General features: G+C 64.7%; 15 protein-coding genes. 11 read left to right on the top strand and 4 right to left on the bottom strand.

Translation table 11 applies throughout. The features are described 5' to 3' along the window. The 5 genes from SX243_18385 to SX243_18365 form a co-directional block, all read left to right on the top strand. A partial coding sequence (locus SX243_18385) for an acetyl-CoA C-acyltransferase (GenBank protein ID MDY7094946.1) occupies window positions 1–720 on the top strand: 720 nt, incomplete at its 5' end. Further along, window positions 717–1,916, top strand: a complete 1,200-nt coding sequence (locus SX243_18380; protein ID MDY7094945.1) for a CaiB/BaiF CoA-transferase family protein — start codon at window positions 717–719, stop codon at window positions 1,914–1,916. The genes SX243_18385 and SX243_18380, both read left to right, overlap by 4 nt. Before the next feature lie 30 nt (window positions 1,917–1,946). Next, window positions 1,947–3,494, top strand: coding sequence for an FMN-binding glutamate synthase family protein (locus SX243_18375; protein ID MDY7094944.1), 1,548 nt, complete (start codon window positions 1,947–1,949; stop codon window positions 3,492–3,494). A 51-nt stretch (window positions 3,495–3,545) separates the two neighbouring features. Beyond that, entirely contained in the window at window positions 3,546–3,830 is a 285-nt protein-coding gene (locus tag SX243_18370) for a hypothetical protein (GenBank protein MDY7094943.1), read from the top strand. 77 nt (window positions 3,831–3,907) lie between these two features. Further along, the gene (locus SX243_18365; GenBank protein MDY7094942.1) at window positions 3,908–5,026 is read left to right on the top strand and encodes a hypothetical protein; all 1,119 of its coding nucleotides are present in this window, start codon (window positions 3,908–3,910) and stop codon (window positions 5,024–5,026) included. A 3-nt stretch (window positions 5,027–5,029) separates the two neighbouring features. Here the strand turns inward: SX243_18365 and SX243_18360 are convergent, their stop codons facing one another. Next, entirely contained in the window at window positions 5,030–5,602 is a 573-nt protein-coding gene (locus SX243_18360; protein MDY7094941.1) for a hypothetical protein, read from the bottom strand. A gap of 294 nt (window positions 5,603–5,896) precedes the next feature. Between SX243_18360 and msrB the strand changes: the two genes are divergently transcribed. Continuing rightward, a complete protein-coding gene (gene msrB / locus SX243_18355; protein ID MDY7094940.1) occupies window positions 5,897–6,373 on the top strand; it encodes a peptide-methionine (R)-S-oxide reductase MsrB in 477 nt (158 codons plus the stop codon). A 3-nt stretch (window positions 6,374–6,376) separates the two neighbouring features. After that, the gene (locus tag SX243_18350) at window positions 6,377–6,781 is read left to right on the top strand and encodes a molybdopterin-dependent oxidoreductase (protein MDY7094939.1); all 405 of its coding nucleotides are present in this window, start codon (window positions 6,377–6,379) and stop codon (window positions 6,779–6,781) included. Between the two features lie 177 nt (window positions 6,782–6,958). Here SX243_18350 and SX243_18345 read toward each other — a convergent pair whose 3' ends face one another. Then, complete coding sequence (locus SX243_18345; protein MDY7094938.1) at window positions 6,959–7,282, bottom strand: hypothetical protein; 324 nt, start codon at window positions 7,280–7,282, stop codon at window positions 6,959–6,961. A gap of 22 nt (window positions 7,283–7,304) precedes the next feature. Next, window positions 7,305–8,555 (bottom strand): hypothetical protein, encoded by a 1,251-nt coding sequence (locus SX243_18340; protein MDY7094937.1) that lies wholly within the window; start codon window positions 8,553–8,555, stop codon window positions 7,305–7,307. Window positions 8,556–8,765: 210 nt separating this feature from the next. On the opposite strand from SX243_18340, the gene SX243_18335 reads away from it, so the two are divergent. The 3 genes from SX243_18335 (at window position 8,766) to SX243_18325 (ending at window position 16,296) form a co-directional block, all read left to right on the top strand. Beyond that, window positions 8,766–12,092 (top strand): PDZ domain-containing protein, encoded by a 3,327-nt coding sequence (locus tag SX243_18335; protein ID MDY7094936.1) that lies wholly within the window; start codon window positions 8,766–8,768, stop codon window positions 12,090–12,092. A gap of 318 nt (window positions 12,093–12,410) precedes the next feature. After that, entirely contained in the window at window positions 12,411–13,466 is a 1,056-nt protein-coding gene (locus tag SX243_18330) for a hypothetical protein (GenBank protein ID MDY7094935.1), read from the top strand. 97 nt (window positions 13,467–13,563) lie between these two features. Continuing rightward, entirely contained in the window at window positions 13,564–16,296 is a 2,733-nt protein-coding gene (locus SX243_18325; protein ID MDY7094934.1) for a tetratricopeptide repeat protein, read from the top strand. Window positions 16,297–16,334: 38 nt separating this feature from the next. Here SX243_18325 and SX243_18320 read toward each other — a convergent pair whose 3' ends face one another. Continuing rightward, window positions 16,335–17,123, bottom strand: coding sequence for an SDR family oxidoreductase (locus SX243_18320; GenBank protein ID MDY7094933.1), 789 nt, complete (start codon window positions 17,121–17,123; stop codon window positions 16,335–16,337). A gap of 66 nt (window positions 17,124–17,189) precedes the next feature. Here SX243_18320 and SX243_18315 point away from each other — a divergent pair. Beyond that, the coding region (locus SX243_18315; protein MDY7094932.1) for a wax ester/triacylglycerol synthase family O-acyltransferase at window positions 17,190–18,006 on the top strand (817 nt) is incomplete at its 3' end.

Below are 18,006 nucleotides of genomic sequence, written 5' to 3'. Positions count from 1 at the left end.
CGCCGCTCCCAGGACGAGATCGCTCTGCTCTCCCACCAGCGCGCAGCCGCGGCGGCGGCGGACGGGCGGTTGGGAAATCAGATCGTTCCCACCTTCACTCTGCCCAAATACGACGACGTCCTGGAGCACGACAACGGCGTGCGCAGCGACTCCTCCATGGAGGCTCTGGCCAAGCTCAAGCCGGTCTTCGACCGTCAATACGGCACCCTGACGGCGGGCAACTCCAGCCCTCTCACCGACGGTGGCTCGGCGGTGCTGTTGATGTCCGAGGAGAAGGCCAAGGCGTTGGGCTACGAGCCCCTGGGCTACATCCGCTCCTGGGCTTCCTTCGCTCTCGACCCCGGCACCCAGCTGCTCCAGGGGCCGGCCTTCGCCGCTCCCATGGCCCTGGATCGCGCCGGCACCAGCCTGACGGATATGGAGCTTATCGAGATGCACGAGGCCTTTGCGGCTCAGATCCTGTCGAATATGAAGGCCTTCGCGTCGCGCAAGTTCGCCCGCGAGGAGCTGGGGCGGGATCAGCCGGTGGGGGAGATCGATCTCGACCGCTTCAACGTCACCGGTGGCTCCATCGCCATCGGCCATCCCTTCGGCGCCACCGGCGCCCGGGTCACCATGCAGCTGCTCTACGAGATGCGGCTGCGGGGCCTGGGGCTGGGCCTGATGACGGTGTGCGCCGCCGGCGGCACCGGCTTCGCCATGGTGGTGGAGCGGGATTGAGCCACCAGCCGCCCCGGCCCCTCGACGGGCGGTTGGTGGTGGATCTCAGTCGCTATCTCCCCGGCCCCCTCACCGCCCAGCTGCTGGCCAGTCTGGGCGCTCGGGTGGTCAAGGTGGAGGAGCCGTCTCTGGGGGATCCGGTGCGTTTCGCCCCGCCCCGCCCCGGCGGTCAGAGCGCCCTGGCGGCGCTGCTCCTATCCGGCGTCGAGAGCATCGCCCTGGATCTCAAGAAGCCGGCGGCGCTGCAGGTGCTGGAGGAGCTTCTGGAGCACGCCGACGTGCTGGTGGAGAGCTTCCGGCCAGGAACTCTGAAGCGGCTGGGGCTGGCACCGGAGGAGCTGCGCCGGCGCTTTCCCAAGCTCATCGTCTGTTCGCTCAGCGGCTGGGGGCAGGATGGCCCCCACGCTCATCGCAGCGGCCACGACCTGACCTACCAGGCCATCGCCGGAGGCTTGGCCGCCGGCGACGGCATGCCGGCCATTCCCACCGCGGATCTGCTGGGAGCCTGGAGCGCTGCGGCGTCGGTGCTGGCGGCTTTGGTAGAGCGGGGGGAGAGTGGCCAAGGACGCTGGATCGACGCCGCCCTCTACGACGCCGCGGTGCACGCCAATCTCATGGGTTGGGTTGCCGAGGCCGACGGCCCCAAAGCGGTGGGGGAGGAGCTGACCCTCACCGGCGCGCTGATCTGCTACGACCTCTATCCCACTTCCGACGGCGGTCTGCTGGCTCTGGCTCTCCTCGAGCCGCACTTTTGGCAGCGCTTCTGCGATGCGGTGGGCGTGCCGGAGCTGCGCAAAGCTCATCTCAAACCAACCCCCGAGAGCCGTCGCCGGCTGGCGCGGCTGGTGGCGGCCCGTAGCCGCGACCAATGGCAAGAATTCATGGCCGAGCACGACCTGCCCGGAGAACCGGTCTTGAGTGCCGCCGAGGCCGCCGAGCACCCCCAATTGAAAGCCCGGGGGGTGCTGGCCCAAGGCCCCGACGGTCTCCCCCGGCTGGCCTTTCCGGCGCGCTTCGACGGGCAGCGGCCGAGCTCCAGCGCCGCGGTGCCGAAGCTCGGGGAAGGCACCTCGGAGCTCCTCGACGAGCTCGGGCTGCCGCCGGAGGCTCTACCCCGGCTCCGCCGCCGCGCCGGCATTGGCAAGCGGTTCAGTCTCAAGCGTTGGATCATGGGGCGCCTGTCGGATCGCCGCTGATCGCACGTCATCTCGCCGCAGGAGGAATTCATGAACATCGTTCTCATCGCGCTGGCGACCCTGCTGCTCGCCTTGTTGCTGATCACCCTCTACGATCTCTTCCAGCGCAAGCACGCCATTCTGCGCAACTTCCCCATCATCGGGCATTTCCGCTACATCCTGGAGTCCGTGGGGCCGGAGCTGCGGCAGTACATCGTCACCGACAACGACGAGGAGCGGCCTTTCAGTCGCGACCAGCGCCGATGGGTCTACTCTTCCGCCAAGCAGCAAAACAATTACTTCGGTTTCGGCTCCGACAACGATTTCCAGAACGCCAGCAACTATCCGATCCTCAAGCACTCCACCTTTCCCTATCCGATCCTGCCTCAGGGCAAGGAGAAGCTGTATCCGCTGCCCTCGTGCAAGATCTTGGGTGGGCCTCGGGGGCGGCGGAAGGCTTTCCGGCCGGCTTCGGTGGTCAATATTTCGGCCATGAGCTTCGGCTCCCTGAGCTCCAAGGCGGTGGAAGCCTTGAATCGCGGCGCGGCCCTCTGCGGCTGCCTGCAAAACACCGGAGAAGGGGGCATCTCGCCCTACCACGAGAACGGCGGCGAGCTCATCTGGCAGTTGGGGACCGGTTATTTTGGCGCCCGCGCTGCCGACGGTGGCTTCGATCTCCAGGCGTTCCAGGATCGGCTGGCGAAGCATTCCAAGGTGCGGGCCATCGAGATCAAGCTCAGCCAAGGGGCCAAGCCGGGGCACGGCGGCGTGTTGCCGGGGAAGAAGGTGACGGCGGAGATCGCCGGTATCCGGGGGATTCCTCAGGGCGAGGATTGCCTCAGCCCCGCCGGCCACACGGCGTTCCACGATGCCGACAGCCTGCTGGATTTCGTCGAGGAGCTGGCGGACGTGTCCGGGCTGCCGGTGGGCATCAAGTCGGCGGTGGGGGAGCTGGAGTTCTGGTACGACCTGGCGCGGCTGATGGAGGACGGCCAGCGCGGCGTCGACTTCATCACCATCGACGGCGGCGAGGGCGGGACCGGCGCTGCGCCCCTGGCCTTCACCGACCATGTGGCGTTGCCCTTTCAGCTGGGCCTCGCTCGGGTCTACCCGATCTTCGTGCAGCATGAGGTGGACCAGCGGGTGACCTTCATCGGCTCCGGCAAACTAGGTCTGCCGGAGCGCGCCCTGGTGGCCTTCGCCCTGGGGTGCGACATGATCAACGTCGCCCGGGAGGCGATGATGGCGGTGGGTTGCATCCAGGCCCAGCGCTGTCACACGGATCATTGTCCGACGGGAGTGGCGACCCAGAATCGTTGGCTCATGCGCGGCCTCGATCCCACCGACAAGGCGGCGCGGCTGGCCCACTACGTCGCCGCTCTCCGCCACGAGCTGCTGGCCCTCAGCCACGCCGCCGGGCATTGTCATCCGGCGTTTCTCACCTGCGAGGACATCGAGCTCCTGCAGGACGGCAACAGCTCGAAGCCGCTGCACGAGGTCTACCACTACCGGCCGGAGTGGGGGTGCCCCCGGGGGGAGGATCTGGCGGCCCTGGAGGCTCTGATGACCGGTCAGGGATCCTCCGAACAAGTCCGCTGAAACACCCGCTGAGCCACTCCCGTAGTCCCCAGGCGAAGGAGGACTCGACTCATGTTGGAAGTATTTTCCGTCCTTGGGGTAGTGGCGGCGATGTTGGGCATCGTCTTCGTCGGTATCGCTGTGCTGGCTGTGCTCAAGGTCGTCTTCGAAATCGCCCTGGTACCGTTCACCATCGCCGTGGTGCTGTTCAAGATCTGCCTGGCGGCGGTGGGCATCGTCATCGGTGTCATCGTCGCGCCGGTGGCCATTGCCGGCCTGGTGGTGTTGGCTCCGCTACTGCTCCTGGCGCTGCCGGTGGTGGTGGTCGTGGGATTGGGCTGCATGATCTTCGTGTAGCGTTCCAGCGCGGCTTGGTAAGCTTCCATGCACCGCGGGATGAGCCCGCGGTGCATGGATCGTAGGAGACTCTCCCTTTGAAAAGCCTGCCGCCCAAGGGCCGTGCCGCCGTCATTCTCGTCATCCTGGCGATGCTCGCTCTGGTTTTCGCCTTCTGGCCCCGCAATGATTCTCTAGCCGAGCCTCCGGTCTATACCGAAGAGGTCCTGTCGCCGGTCTATCAGGTCGACCAGATCTATCGCTCCATGAAGGGGCCGGCCAGTCAGCAGGAGATCCGGCTGGGGAATCCGGAGCAGGAAGAGCTGCTGTGGGTGGTGGGCTATCGGGCGGTGATGGTGGGGCCGGACGGCGAGACGCCGTTACCCCAGGAGTTCATGTGCCACTCCAATTTGGATGTGGACCCCCGGGATCACGCCATCGCCTTCGAGGCCCAGAAGGCCATCAGCGGCCGTCTCTTCACCCTCTCCCAGGGCCAGCTGTCGATCCGCATGCCCGATGGCTTCGGAATCCCCATGCTCTCCACTGAGCCCCTTACCCTCACCACCCAGGTGCTGAATCTGAACCACGTCGATGCGGACGTGGAAGTGCGCCACAAGGTGACGGTGGAGTACGTTCGGGACTCGGAGCTGAGCGAGCCCTTCCAGCCCCTTTTTCCCCAGGCAGCCTACGGCTTGGCGGTGCTGGCGGACGAGCCGGCGCACTTCGGCCGCGGCGAGGAGTGGATGGCGGAGGGGCACGAGGAGATGGGGGCCGGCTGCCTGCCCGGAGAGAACGCTTCGGAGCATACCTACCAGGACGATGAAGGCCAGGAGTTCACCGGCCATTGGGTGGTGCCGCCGGGACGGGAGGTCAATCGCACCCTGGTTACAGAGATTCTCGATCTACCCTTCGACACCACGGTGCATTACATTGCCGTCCATCTCCACCCCTTCGCCGAGTCGTTGGAGCTCAAGGACCTGACCACCGGCGAGACGGTGTTCAAGAGCGAGGTTCGCCCGGCGGACGAGGGTATCGGCATCGATCACGTGGAGTATTTCTCCAGCCCCGGGGGCGTCCCCCTCTACCGCGACCACGAATACGAGCTGGTGAGCGTCTATGACAACACCTCCGGAGAGCCCCAGGACTCCATGGCGGTGATGTACATGTACCTCCTCGACCACGAATTCCAACCTCCCCGGCGCCTCGCCGCGCGCTAGTCCTCAGTAGGTCAAGTACGCGAATACATTCACCGATGCGGTCTTGTCGGTGGAGTTGTAGAGCAGCAGGCGGTAGCTGGGGAATGCGATGGGGAGGTCCGCTTGGGAGGCGCTGAAATAGGCTTCCTGATTCGCCGCGATCCCCGCCGCCACTTCCAGCGGCAGCTGGATCTGCCCCTCCTCCACGAAGGCTCGCAGGATGGGCTCTTCCTCCGGGATCAGAATGGCGCCGATCTCGCCGTCCCGAGCCGGGCGGCCCTTGATCTGCCCCTGCACGCTGAGCACCAGGTGGGTGTAGCCGTCGGTCTTCAGCACGCCGGCGTCGGTGAGCTGGGTGGTTTCGAAGCGTTGGGCCGGGGAGACCACCGCTTCATCCAGGCTCACCAACCGGGCGTGCCGGATGGTCCCCTGGACCTCCACCTCCCCCTGCACCGGCTGCGGGCTGGCGAGGTTGGTGACGAAGACCCGGGCGATGCGCTGAGGCCCTTGAGCGAAGAGCCAGCCGGCGGTGGCGAGGGAGAGGAGAACGGTGAGGACGAGAATGACGGTGGGCTGGAGCGTGCGGCCTTGAGACATACGACCTCCGGAAAGGGGCTGGTGCCGTGGAGTGCGGTTCTGCGATGCGAGTGCGCTACCAAGCAAGTACGCCGCAAGGTGGCCGATTGTCCAAGGGAGGAGCGAGGAGGCCAGTGAAAGGTCGGAAATCCAAACTCTCCTGCAACGCGAATCAGTAGATTGACAGCACAACCTTCGTACGCCAGGCCGGGCTGATGGACCGCTCCTGGTCCGATTCTGAAGAATGCTGTTAAGTTTGAACGCATCGAATCGGACCGGCTTCGCGCCGCCGCTCACCGATAGGAGGTTTCCAAGATGACCCGCACCGATGTCGAGACTCGCCGCTCCGCCACCCTTGCCGACAAGGGCTCGAGCCAGAAAACCGATGAGCAATGGCGCCGGGAGCTGACGCCGGAGCAGTACCGCATCGCCCGCCAGAAGGGCACCGAGCGTGCCTTCACCGGCGAGTATTGGAATACCAAGGAACCAGGGGTCTACGCCTGCGTCTGCTGCGGCCAGGAGCTCTTCACCTCCGAGGCCAAGTACGACTCCGGTAGCGGCTGGCCGAGCTTCTACCAGCCGGTAGCGGAGGACCATGTGGCCACCGAGACCGACCAGAGCCACGGCATGACCCGCACCGAGGTGCTGTGCAGCGGCTGTCAGGCCCATCTGGGGCATGTCTTCCCCGACGGCCCGCGGCCTACCGGGCTGCGCTACTGCATCAACTCGGCCTCCCTCCAGCACCAGCCCGCCTCTCCGGACGGCAGCGCTGCGGATGACAGCGAAGGTTGATCCATGGCCGATGAGTTGACTCTCCGGGTGGAAGGGGCGGTGCGCCGTCCTTTGGGACTGAGCTGGGACGATCTGGGAAAGCTCCCGGGACAGGTGGCGGACGTCGCTCAGCGGTTGCCGGGGCGCCAGGGCACGGCGGTGGAGCTGACGGCGCTGCTGGAGCACGCCGGAGCCTTGCCATCGGCCACCCGGCTGACGGTGGAGAGCGCCGACGGCTCTTACTCCGGCAGCGTCGATCTCGACGAGGCGCGGGAGGGGCTGGTGGTCTATCGCTTGGGGGACGAGCCTCTGCCGGCGAAGCTGGGCGGCCCCGTGCGCTTCTTCCTCCACGCCGCCGAAGAATGCCGCGGCCACGGGGATGATCCCTGCTTGAACGTCAAGGATCTAGGCACCCTTCGGCTGAGCTGAAGCCTTCTCTGGTTCCCTAGTCTCGAAGCGGTGCTCAACGGTGCCGCGGAGCCCGTCCCGTCGATCCGAGCACGCGGCGAACCCAACCCGAAGGGCGAGGAGCGACCGCAGGGAGCGGAACGTTTGAGCCGCGCGCGCAGGACCGGCGGGGCGAGCGGAGCTACGCCACCACCGCTCTCAAGGCTCGCCGCGATCCTTGGGTTTGCGGCCCAGCAGGGCGCTGAGGCCGTAGCCCACCAGGTCGGCACCGGTTTGGGCCACGGTGCGGGTGGTGCCGGAGAGCACCTCGGCGGAGGGGATCTGGCGGATGGCGTCCAAGACTCCCCGGCGCACCCGATCCTCGATCACGATTCCCAACTCCTCGATGGCCTCCTCCAGCCGCTGCTCCAACTTCTGCTGCTCCTCCTCCCAGCGGCGCTGGAAGAAAAGATAGGCGACGGTCAAGGTGAGGGCGCTGGAGAGCACGGCGGTGCTCAAGGCCAGGACGATGTCGGTGAGCATGGGGATCCTCCTCTGTGGTCTCTCAGCCCACGCCGCCGAAGACCAAGATCAGCTGGGCCAGGCCCGCCAGGAAGCCCAGGGCGGCGCCGATGAGGATGAGCTTGGTCTCGTCCTCCTGGAAGCACGGTCGTAGCAGATCCTGGAACTGATCCGGCGGCATGGACTGCATGCGCTGGCGCAGGAAGCGCTCGATGACCTGGGCCCGGTCGCGGTTGAAGAGATGATTGTCGAAGGGCACCGGCGAGACATCCACCGCCACCTCGCCCACGGTCTCCTTGATCTCCGCGAAACCCCGGGGACCGACGGCGAATTGGGCGACCGGCCGCATGGCCCACACCGCCTCGTCCACTACCGGTTTGATGTGCTGGCGCACCAGGTTGCGGCTCTTGTGGGAGCGCGGTCCGTAGAGCATCTCGTGGACCAACTGGCGGATGGTGAAGATCTCCTGGGTGACGATGCCGCACCACACCGCCGAGACCTCTCTCTGGCGTTTGAGAAACAGCCCCTGGAGCCTCCACGGTCCCATTTTCTTCGGATGCAGCGGCCGGAAGATCACGTTGAGGGCGATCCAATTGGTCGCCCAGCCCACCAGCAGCCCGAAGACCGGCAGCACCCACCAGGCGGGGTAGAGCACCCACACCGCCAGTTGCACCAGGCCGAAGAGGAAGCCGAAATAAAAGCCCGAGCGGACGATGAAGCGGAACTCCTTCTCCCCGGACTCGATGAACAGACGGTTGAGCAGCGCCTTGTCCCCCACCAGGCGGGTGGTGATCATGTGCTTCAGGTCCACCAGCTCTTCCACCCGGTGGGAGATGTCCTGCAGCAGCTGGTCCACCAGGTCCGGCAGCGAACGATCCACCTGACCGTAGATCTGCTGCCGCATCAGCTGGGGGAGGTTCTCCCACAACACCGCGTTGTCGCGCAGCATGACCTCGTCCGTGAGCTCCCGGATGCGCGGCTTCAGCGAGCGCTTGATGTGCTCCGAGATGGCCCCCGGATCCATCTCCTGGAAGACCTCCGGCAGGCTGCCCAGCCGCGCCATGGTGGAGTCGACGAAGGTGGCGGACATCTTCTGAGCCTTCGAGGGGATGATCCCCTGCCAGCCCAGAAACGGCGGTTTGCCCACTGGCTCCAGGGGCAGGAAGGTCATCTTGATGGCCACCCAATTGGTCGCCCAGCCGACGATGGCGGCGACGAAGGGGATGCTGACGTACTTCCACAAATCGGGAATCGCGAGGAGCTGGTCGAGGGAGCGCAGAAGGGAGTCGAGCATGGTGGGGTCTCTGGCGCGGAAGCTTACCAGTTCAGGTCCCGAAAGCTCCTGCCCGACGAGATTCGCACGGGCTGCAACTTTGTCCTCCGACGCTCGTAGTAAGCTGCGAGGCCCTTGGTAAAATGGGCCGGTTACGCTCTTGCAATCCGCAAAGCTCACAGATCGAATTTCGGTTTCTCGACAATATCCAGCTCGAATGGGAGATTCTCCATGCTCTCCAAGTCTCTCGTGTGTACAGCTTCTTCTCTCCGTTCCCGCCTCGCCCTCGGCCCATTCCTGGCGCTGCTGGGCCTCGCTCTTGGGGTCTTGGCGACCCCGGCGGAGGCTATCGACATTCAGGACACGCGGATGCTTCAGCAGCCGGCGGTGAGCGATAGCCATATCGCCTTCGTCTACGCGGACGATCTGTGGTTGGCGGATCTCGACGGCGACAACGTGCGGCGCTTGACCAGCCACGTCGGCAGCGAGGCGCGCCCCCGTTTCTCGCCGGATGGCCGCACCCTGGCGTTCACCGGCGAGTACGACGGCGACACCGACGTCTACGCGGTGGCGGTCGCCGGTGGCGTCCCTCAGCGGCTCACCTGGCATCCGTCGCCGGATATGGTCCTGGGCTTCACGCCGGACGGTCAGGTTCTGTTCAACACGCTGCGGAACTACTACACCAACCGCCGCTTCCAGATCTACAGCGTCTCTCTCGACGGCGGCCAGCCGCAGAAGAACATCCTGCCCTACGGCAACGACGCCACCTACTCCCCGGACGGCAGCTACATCGCCTACACCCCCCAGCGGGACGCCTTCACCCAATGGAAGAACTACCGCGGTGGTACCGCCGCCCGCATCTGGATCTTCAACACCGCGGATCACTCCATCGAGGAGATTCCGCAGCCCGAGGGCCGGTGCAACGACGACGATCCCATGTGGCCGGCGGACAAGATCTACTTCCGTTCGGACCGCGCCGGTGAATTCAACCTTTTCTCCTATGATCCCGCCTCCGGCGCCGTCGAGCAGCTGACTTTCTACGAAGACTTCCCCGTCCTCGCCGCCGACGCCACCGCCGAGTACATCGTCTACGAGCAGGCCGGCTACCTCCACCGCCTGGATCTGGCTTCCGGCGAGAGCCAGCGGCTGCGCATCGGCGTGGCGGCGGATGTGGAAGAAGTGCGGCCCCGCTACGCCGACGGCAAGGACTTCATTCGCGGCGGCGACATCTCTCCCTCCGGCGCCCGGGCGGTGCTGGAAGTGCGGGGCGAGATCGTCACCGTACCCGCCGAGAAGGGCGATCCGCGCAACCTTACCCGGAGCCCCGGCACCCACGAGCGGGATCCCGCCTGGTCCCCCGACGGCCGTTGGATCGCCTACTTCTCCGACGCTTCCGGCGAGGTGCGGCTGCATCTGGAGCCCAGCGACGGCAAGGGGGAGGTCCGCACCCTCGATCCTCAGGGTAAGGGCTTCTACGATGACCTGCGGTGGTCCCCGGATAGCGAGAAGCTGAGCTACACCGACAACTCCTGGTCGACCTATTGGATCGAGGTGGAAAGTGGCAGAGTGACCAAGATCTCCTCGGAGATCCACTACGGTCCCCTCAAGTCTCTGGAATCCTCTTGGTCGCCGGACTCCCGTTGGATCGCCTACACCCGCGGCACTCCCAGCAACCTGCGGCAGGTCTTCGTCTACTCTCTGGAAGAGGATCGCTCCTACCCGGTGACCGACGGTCTCAGCGACGTCGCCTACCCGGTCTTCGACGCCAACGGCAAATATCTGCACTTCTTCGCCTCCACCGACGCCGGTCCGGTGCGCCAATGGTTCGCCCAGTCCACCGTCGACATGGACCTCTCGGGCAACCTCTACACCGTCGTCCTGCAATCCGGCGAGCCCTCGCCGCTGGCGCCGCAGAGCGATGAAGAAGAGCTCGCCGAGGAAGAGGAAGAGTCCACGGCGAAAAACGGCGACAAGAAGGACGGCGAGAAGAAGGACGCCGTCGAGGCGGTGGTCATCGACTTCGACGGCCTCGATCAGCGCATCCTGGCGCTGCCGGTGCCCACCGCCCGCTACCGCAACCTGCAGCGCGGCAGCGCCGGTCAGCTCTACTACCTTCGCACCGAGTGGCCTCAGGGCTATGGCGGCGGCGGCGCCACCAGCCTGCGCAAATTCGACCTCGAGAGCCGTGAGGAAACCAGCCTCATGGACAACGCCAGCGCCTTCCTGCTGTCTCCGGATGGCAAGAAGATCCTGGTGGCTTCCGGCGGCAGCTATTGGATCGCCGATGCCGGCGGCCCCATCGATGCCAGCAAGGGCAAGCTGGCGGTGGAGAAGATCCAGATCCACATCGATCCGCCCCAGGAGTGGGCGCAGATCTACGACGAGGCCTGGCGCATCAACCGCGACTACTTCTACGACCCGGATATGCACGGGGCGGATTGGGACGCGATCAAAGAAAAATACGCCGCCTTCATTCCCCACGTGCCCACCCGTCAGGATCTCAACCGGGTCCTCCAGTGGATGGGCAGTGAGCTGGGAGTGGGCCACCATTACGTCGGCGGCGGAGACTTCCTCCACGACTCGGAGGAGATCCCCAACGGCCTCCTGGGCGCCGACTTCGACACTCACGAGGGCCGCTACCGTTTCGCCAAGGTCTATGGCGGATTGAACTGGAACCCGGACCTTCGCTCGCCTCTCACGGAAGCCGGTGTGGAAGTGGAGGAAGGGGAGTATCTGCTGGCGGTGAACGGCACCGAGCTGAAGGCCGGTGAGAACCTCCACCGTCTGTTCGAGAACACCGCCGGCAAGATCGTCGAGCTGAAGGTGGGACCCAACGCCGACGGCAGTGATTCCCGCATCGTGCAGGTCCAGCCGCTGGAGAGCGAGCGGGCGTTGCGCAACCGGGATTGGGTGGAGGGCAACCTGCGGCGGGTGGAAGAAGCCACCGACGGCCGCGTGGCCTACGTCCACGTGCCCGATACCACCTTCGGCGGCCACACGTACTTCAAGCGCTACTTCTATCCCCAGGTGCACAAGCAGGCGGTGATCGTCGACGAGCGCCACAACGCCGGTGGCCAGGTGGCGGACTACGTCATCGACGCCCTGCGCCGCCCCCTGATCAGCTATTGGACCACTCGCTACGGCGAGCCCTTCAAGGCTCCCTTCGCATCGATCCAGGGTCCCAAGGTCATGCTCATCGACGAGACCGCCGGCTCCGGTGGCGACCTCCTGCCATGGATGTTCCGCAAGCTGGAGCTAGGCCCCCTCGTCGGCAAGCGCACTTGGGGCGGCCTGGTGGGCATCCTGGGCTTCCCGGTGCTGATGGACGGTGGCTTTATCTCCGCCCCCAATATCGGCTTCTGGACGCCGGAGGACGGCTACGCGGTGGAGAACGAGGGCGTGCCCCCGGACATCGAGGTGGAGCAGCTCCCCAAGGATCTCATCGAGGGCCGCGATCCGCAGCTGGAGAAGGCCATCGAAGTCGTCCTGGAAATGCTCGAGGACAATCCCCCGCAGCAGCCTGAGCCGCCGCCGTTCCCGGTGCGGGTGCGGCAGTAGCGCTCCCCCTTCTACCGACTGTGGCTGATCAGGACGCCCCTGATCTCTCAGAGACCTTCAGGTTTCCGGGAGGTCGGGGGCGTAACTCTTGAAGGTCCGGAAGGCCAGACAGCTCGAAGCAGTGGGAAGCCGTTGCCTCCTCATGGCCGGTGATTTATTGGTCCAGTTGAGCGGTATCAGGTCACATATCCCGATAGATAGCATTGCCTAAGCGACCCCAGAGAACTTATGATGGGCGGCTAAGGTCTTTTTCTGCTATACCTTGGGAGGTGCCGGTGATTTTTTCCCGGGGCTGGCAAGATCCTGAGATTCAGATTCATGAGCGATCCAGACAAGCCCATTTCCGACAGCGAGCTTCACCAGCCCTCATTGCACTTGGAAGAGGGCTGGGTCCGGTTCTTGCGCCGCCTCGGAAAAGAGAAGGTCGAGAACCATGCTCTTTCTGCTCGCAATATGCTCTTGCAGGAGGGGTTAGATGACCAGCGGGTGGAGAGCTATCGGCCCGTCGCGAAACACTACGCTGGGGCGATTCCATGGGAAACCGCTCATACCAAGTATCTTCAAGAACGGGTGTTCATGCCGACGACTGGCGAGGGCTTGCCTTCGAGACTTGATCCGCAGGATCTCGATGCCTGTCCTGAGACCTTCAGTGTCTCATCGGAGGGCTCTCCGTTCCGGTCTACCGAGGACTCTCTCCACCTCGTGCGCGTTGAGATCCTGGAGTCAGTCGCTCGGCGTGCCGGTGAGGATCCCGCTGAGGTCGAGCAGCTCGCCCGGGCCGTCGTGGCGAAGCCTTCCGGCCCCGAGGCTGGAGGATTGAAACGCGTTCTCGCTGTTTGGGAAAAGAATGCTCAAGTCCGACCTACCTTTGCCGGCTTCTGGGATGAAGTCCAGGATCTTCTCGGCAAGGCACCCAGCCAGGATCCGGAAGGATGGGCGGACCGCCTGCGAGATCGCCTCGGGCTGGCCCATATCGATCCTGCGGAAAAGAAACGTCCTGTCAAGATCTTGGTGTTCTCCTACCCCGTGAAGGATGTCCCTCAGTTGGTGGACTCCCCGGAGGTTGCCTGTTTGTTTGCCCCCACCGTGCTCGATGGCCGGCTTTCGGAAGCTTTCGTACCGGCTCCCGTGGGGAGCCTGACCGGGCACGTGCTGCACCTGGGAGGCAACGCGGAGGACCCGCGTAGGGAAGTCGTTCACCCCACCGTGCCGCTGCAGGCCAAGCATCTCGTTCGTGTCGGGGAGGTCCGAGAACCGGTGCAGCTTTCTGTCTTGCCAGAAGCCCGGGGTTTTCATCTCTTGTCGGTCCGCCAGAAGACGGGTCGCTCCGACTATGCAGCCAGTACCGACTCCGATCTTCTCGGCAGAAATTGATCCAATGAGCGAGTACTTTGTTCCCAACGACCTGTTTCGGGGCCGCCGAAGAGTGCCCTCCTGGTTGGAGTGGTTGGCGGCGGAGCCGGCGGAGGCGGTGGAAGCCTTGCTTTTCGACCGGGGGGACCTCGGTCATCTCGCGATGTCCGAGCCGGAGAATGTGCTCCTGGACTGGATGCTCGCCTTCGAGCAGGACCCGGGGTTTTCCAAGGCGGTAGACGATGGCCTCAAGGTATGGATCGAGAGCGCCTGGGGACACGCAGAGCCGGAAGAGATCTTCGGCAGCGTCCGCCCAACAACCTACGCTTGGTATCGAGCTGCCCAGATTCTCGCTTTCGGACAGGGCCTCGAAGGTGCCGTCGCGGCGTTGAGGGAACGGTTTCTGGAAGACCCTCAATTCCTTCGCGACCTCAGCGAAGCGCGGCAGCTCGACCCTGAAGGCAGAACCTGGCTGGCGCTAGCCCGCAATCAGGAAGGAGAGGATCGCTCCCTGTTGCCCCATTGGTGGCGCCTCTGCAGCCTGCCTCCGGACGTGCCTTGGTATCACGGTGGATACGGCATCCATGGTCTCCGGAGGTTGCCGGCGGAAGGGGGAGGCCAGAAGGGATTTCCAGAGGAGGTCGCTCACGGACTCTTACTGTTGGCTGAGGGGCTGGCCCAGAGAGTCGATGAAGGCTGGCTTGGAGAACCGGTTGCCCGATCCGAGTTTGAGGATATCGCTCATCTCACCATGAGGGCGGTGCCTATGCCGGAGCGTTGGGGTGTCTTCTGGGGCCGGGCATCGAAGAGGAGGTTTCGTTCGGAAAAGGCTCACTCTTGGATCGACCGTTTCGCGCCCCGGTCAGCAGAACGCCGACCAGGGAAGGGCTGGCTGAGGCCCAATCCTGACTGGTATAAGCGGGCGATTCAGATTGGCGAACCTCTAGAAAGAGCAGAAGAGAGTGCGATAGTCGCGGCTCGTGAGCTTCTTCGAGAGGAAGATCGGTTCGCTGAACTAACAGGTGATACGTACTCAGTAGTACGTTCAGCAACTACATTCTCGAAGACGGTGCGGGCTACTCGCCCTACTTTGGCTCTTGAGTGGGCTGACCTGGCACGCCAGCGTGAGCCGTGGAATCCTTACTCTTGGACTGTTACCGGGGAGGCCCTGCGGGCAGGGGGACGCGGCGAGCTGGCAATCCGGGTATTTCTGCAAGCAACGGCACGATTTCCAGAGAACAAGGTAGCTTGGACGGGTTTGGCGGAGAGTCTCAGAAGCCAGGGTCGTCTGGACGAGTCCGAGCAATTCTATAGGGAGACGGTGGAGCGCTTCCCGGACGACGTGTTTGCACGAAATGGTCTGGCGGAGAGCCTTCGCAGCCAGGGTTTCTTGCAGGAGTCAGAGCAGGTTTATCGGGAGACGGTGGAGCGCTTCCCGAACGATGAGGTAGCACGGAATGGTTTGGCGGAGAGTCTTCGGAGTCAGGATCGTCTGGAGGAGTCGGAGCAAGTCTATCGGGAGACGGTGGATCGCTTCCCGAAAGACGTGGTAGCTCGGAATGGTTTAGCGGAGAGTCTTCGGAGCCAGGGTCGTCTGGAGGAGTCGGAGCAAGTCTATCGGGAGATTATGGAGTGTTTCCCGGACGATGCCTATGCCCGTATGGGCCTGGCAGTAGTTCTTCTCCAGCTGGGGGCTTATGAGGCTGAGGCGGAAAGTTTGCTTGAGGATGCTGCTCAGCGGCTGAACAACTCTGCTGCTCGCGAGTTCCTCGATCGATTGCGCGGAGCGATGGATCCTGCGACTCGAGACTATCCAACGACTCGACCTGTAGGTGGCTTAATAGCGGAGGAAGACCTGCCGGCTGATCTGCGGGCGTGGTTATTAGGTTCCAAGAGTGGAGTCGGAAGATCCTCGATCGCCGATGCGCCGCAGCCACAGGAGATTCGAGAGGGCGAGACTGCGAAGTTGAATGCGACTGAGGAAGGCCTGGGCACCAGCGACGAGTTGGCCGAAAAGTCAGAGGTCCAGGCCTTGGAGAGAGAGGACGGGGCCTGTCTGCAACCCGAAGTCCCTTCTCAGTCGGGTGGCTCTGAAGTTCCGACCTTCCAGCATCAGGATCTGGCTCCTCTTCTCCTGGACTCCTACACTCTGCGCCGTTGGTCCCGTCGCTCCGGGCGAGGAGGAAGGGCGATCTCGGATCTGCGGCAGGATGCCGAGGAGGTATTGAGCAAGCTGCTGGCGCTGGTCGGCCGGGACGGTAGAGTCGCAGGGGAGGCGGGACTGTTGCGGCTTGAGGAGGGGGGATTGGATGCGGCGTTGGTACTTCTTGAAGAGGCAGGGAAGCGCTTTCCGGCCAATGCCAGGGTTCGATATGCGCTGGCCCGCGCCCATCGCATGAGGATCCAGCGTGATGGCCTGACTTTCGATCCGGATCGCTCGCAGCAGCTGATGCGCCCTTGGCGGCAACTAGCCCGGCTTGCGCCCCACTATCGGCCGGTTGCCTTGCTGGGGGAAGGACGGTCCTGGCTCGCCCAGGTTGACGGCCGCCGAGTGGAGGAACGGGCTCTGGAGAACTTTGGTGAGTTGGCCTGGTGGACTCACCGTCAGGCAACTGCATCAGAGGGAGGGGCTCCTCGTAGTAAAGATGAGCCTGCTTTCTCCCACTGGTGGTCGCAGGAGTTACGGCGCTCTCTCTTTGGGAGCATGAACCCACGCCATATTGGCGACCTCCCGTCAGTGCCTCAGATCCGTTCCGTGCTCGACGAGCGGGGCGCAAGCTTAGACCTCCTGGAAGAAGCTTTCATAGATCGATTCGATCCATACCCTATGATTTCGGTCTCGGCTGCCTGAAAGCCGAGAGTCCTCGGGCTTCTCCGTGCTTGGAAAACCTACCGCCCCAGACTCAGCCCCCCGTCCGCCGGGATCACCGCGCCGGTGATCCACGGGGTTTGGGGGCCGGCGAGGAAGAGGGCGAGGTCGGCGATGTCGGTGGGGTTGCCGACGCGGCCCAAGGGGGTTTGGGCGGCGAAGTTGTCCATCAGCTCGCGGACCTTGTCCTCCGGCATGGCGGAGAAGATGGGGGTGTCGACGACGCCGGGGCAGATGGCGTTGACGCGGATGCGGTGCTCGCCCCAGTCGAGGGCCCAGCAGCGGGTGAGCATGTCCAGGCCGGCCTTGGCGGCGGAGTAGACGGAGAAGTTGCGGGTGGCCATGAAGGTCACCGACGAGGAGATGTTGATCACCGCCGCACCGCCGCTGTCGCGGTGCTTTTTGAGCGCCGAGAGGGCGGCGCGGGTGACGTGGATGGGGCCCTTGAGGTCGATGTCCACCACCGCGTCGATGTCTTCGTCACGGGTGCGCTCCAGCGGCCCGCCGAGGGCGACGCCGGCGTTGTTGACCAGCACGTGGAGGCCACCGAAGGCTTCGACAGTCTCCGCCACCATGCGCCGGGCGTCGTCGGGGTTGGAAACGTCCCCGGTGACGGCCAACCCCTGACCGCCGGCGGCCTCGACCTCCCCCACGCAGGCGTCCAGGGGCTCGCGGCGGCGGCCGGTGATGGCGACCCGGGCCCCGGCGCCGGCGAAGGCCAGGGCGATGCCGCGGCCGATGCCGGAGCCTCCACCGGTGATCAAGACAGTGCGGTTGTCGAGGGATTGGTTCTGGAAGTCTTGGGACATGAAGCTCTCCTGAGGATATGAGTGGGGGAGTCTAGCAAAGGCCCGACAATGCTAAGCTGAAGGTTGATGAACAGCCTGCGAGAATCCCGACCTACCACCGCCGCTGGCCCTCTGGCTCCCCTGGAAGAACCGCCGCTGGTGCCGGTGGCGAGCAATGATGCCATGTGGCTGCAGGATAGCGGCCGCAACCTGATGTTGATCCAGGCGGTCTACATTCTCGACCGCATGAGTGTCGAGACCTTGCGCCAGGTCTGGCAGGAGCGGGTGGCCACGGCGGACGGTGGACGGCGGTTCCCGCGCTTCGAGCTCAAGGTGGTGGACCATCGCGGGCGTTGGTTCTGGCAGAAAGACGCGGCCTTCGACCTGACCCGCCACATCGTCCCCGCTCCGGAGGACGGAATCCACACCCAAGAAGCGCTGCAGGATTATGTGGGACGGCTGGCGGATCGGCCGCTGCCGGCGGATCGGCCCCGCTGGCAGCTGCAGGTGATCGAGGACTACACCGAAGAAACCTCGGTGATCATCGCCCGGCTGCACCATTGCATGGGGGATGGGATCGCCCTGATCCCGGTGCTCTTCACATTGATGGACAAGGCGAGCTTCCCCGGCGCCGACCGGCTGCCCAACACGGCCCAGGCCTACAGCAAGGTAGCCCGGGCTCTCAAGGCGCCCTTGGCGGGGCCGGTGCTGCTGGCGCGGAAGATGCTGTGGCGGGCGGACCGCAGCGCGGTGCACGGCAGCCGGCTGAGCGGCACCAAGCGGGTGGCCTGGACCGAGGCCATCGACTTCGAGCTGGTGCGGCAGGTCAAGGGCCGTCTGGGGGTGACGGTCAACGACGTTCTCATGGCCTGCGTCGCCGGTGCCTTCCAGCGCTACCTCAAGG

It is taken from the genome of Acidobacteriota bacterium, from assembly GCA_034211275.1.
Lineage (GTDB): Bacteria > Acidobacteriota > Thermoanaerobaculia > Multivoradales > JAHZIX01 > JAGQSE01.
The sequence above is the reverse complement of the archived record's forward strand: the minus strand, read 5'-3'. Positions and strand labels throughout refer to the sequence as shown.

Excerpts from the sequence above, each read along its gene's own strand:
- SX243_18345 (MDY7094938.1), bottom strand. The coding sequence starts at position 7,282 with ATGCTCACCGACATCGTCCTGGCCTTGAGCACCGCCGTGCTCTCCAGC.
- SX243_18360 (MDY7094941.1), bottom strand. The coding sequence starts at position 5,602 with ATGTCTCAAGGCCGCACGCTCCAGCCCACCGTCATTCTCGTCCTCACC.
- SX243_18350 (MDY7094939.1), top strand. The coding sequence starts at position 6,377 with ATGGCCGATGAGTTGACTCTCCGGGTGGAAGGGGCGGTGCGCCGTCCT.
- SX243_18330 (MDY7094935.1), top strand. The coding sequence starts at position 12,411 with ATGAGCGATCCAGACAAGCCCATTTCCGACAGCGAGCTTCACCAGCCC.
- SX243_18375 (MDY7094944.1), top strand. The coding sequence starts at position 1,947 with ATGAACATCGTTCTCATCGCGCTGGCGACCCTGCTGCTCGCCTTGTTG.
- SX243_18320 (MDY7094933.1), bottom strand. The coding sequence starts at position 17,123 with ATGTCCCAAGACTTCCAGAACCAATCCCTCGACAACCGCACTGTCTTG.
- SX243_18370 (MDY7094943.1), top strand. The coding sequence starts at position 3,546 with ATGTTGGAAGTATTTTCCGTCCTTGGGGTAGTGGCGGCGATGTTGGGC.
- SX243_18340 (MDY7094937.1), bottom strand. The coding sequence starts at position 8,555 with ATGCTCGACTCCCTTCTGCGCTCCCTCGACCAGCTCCTCGCGATTCCC.
- SX243_18335 (MDY7094936.1), top strand. The coding sequence starts at position 8,766 with ATGCTCTCCAAGTCTCTCGTGTGTACAGCTTCTTCTCTCCGTTCCCGC.
- msrB (MDY7094940.1), top strand. The coding sequence starts at position 5,897 with ATGACCCGCACCGATGTCGAGACTCGCCGCTCCGCCACCCTTGCCGAC.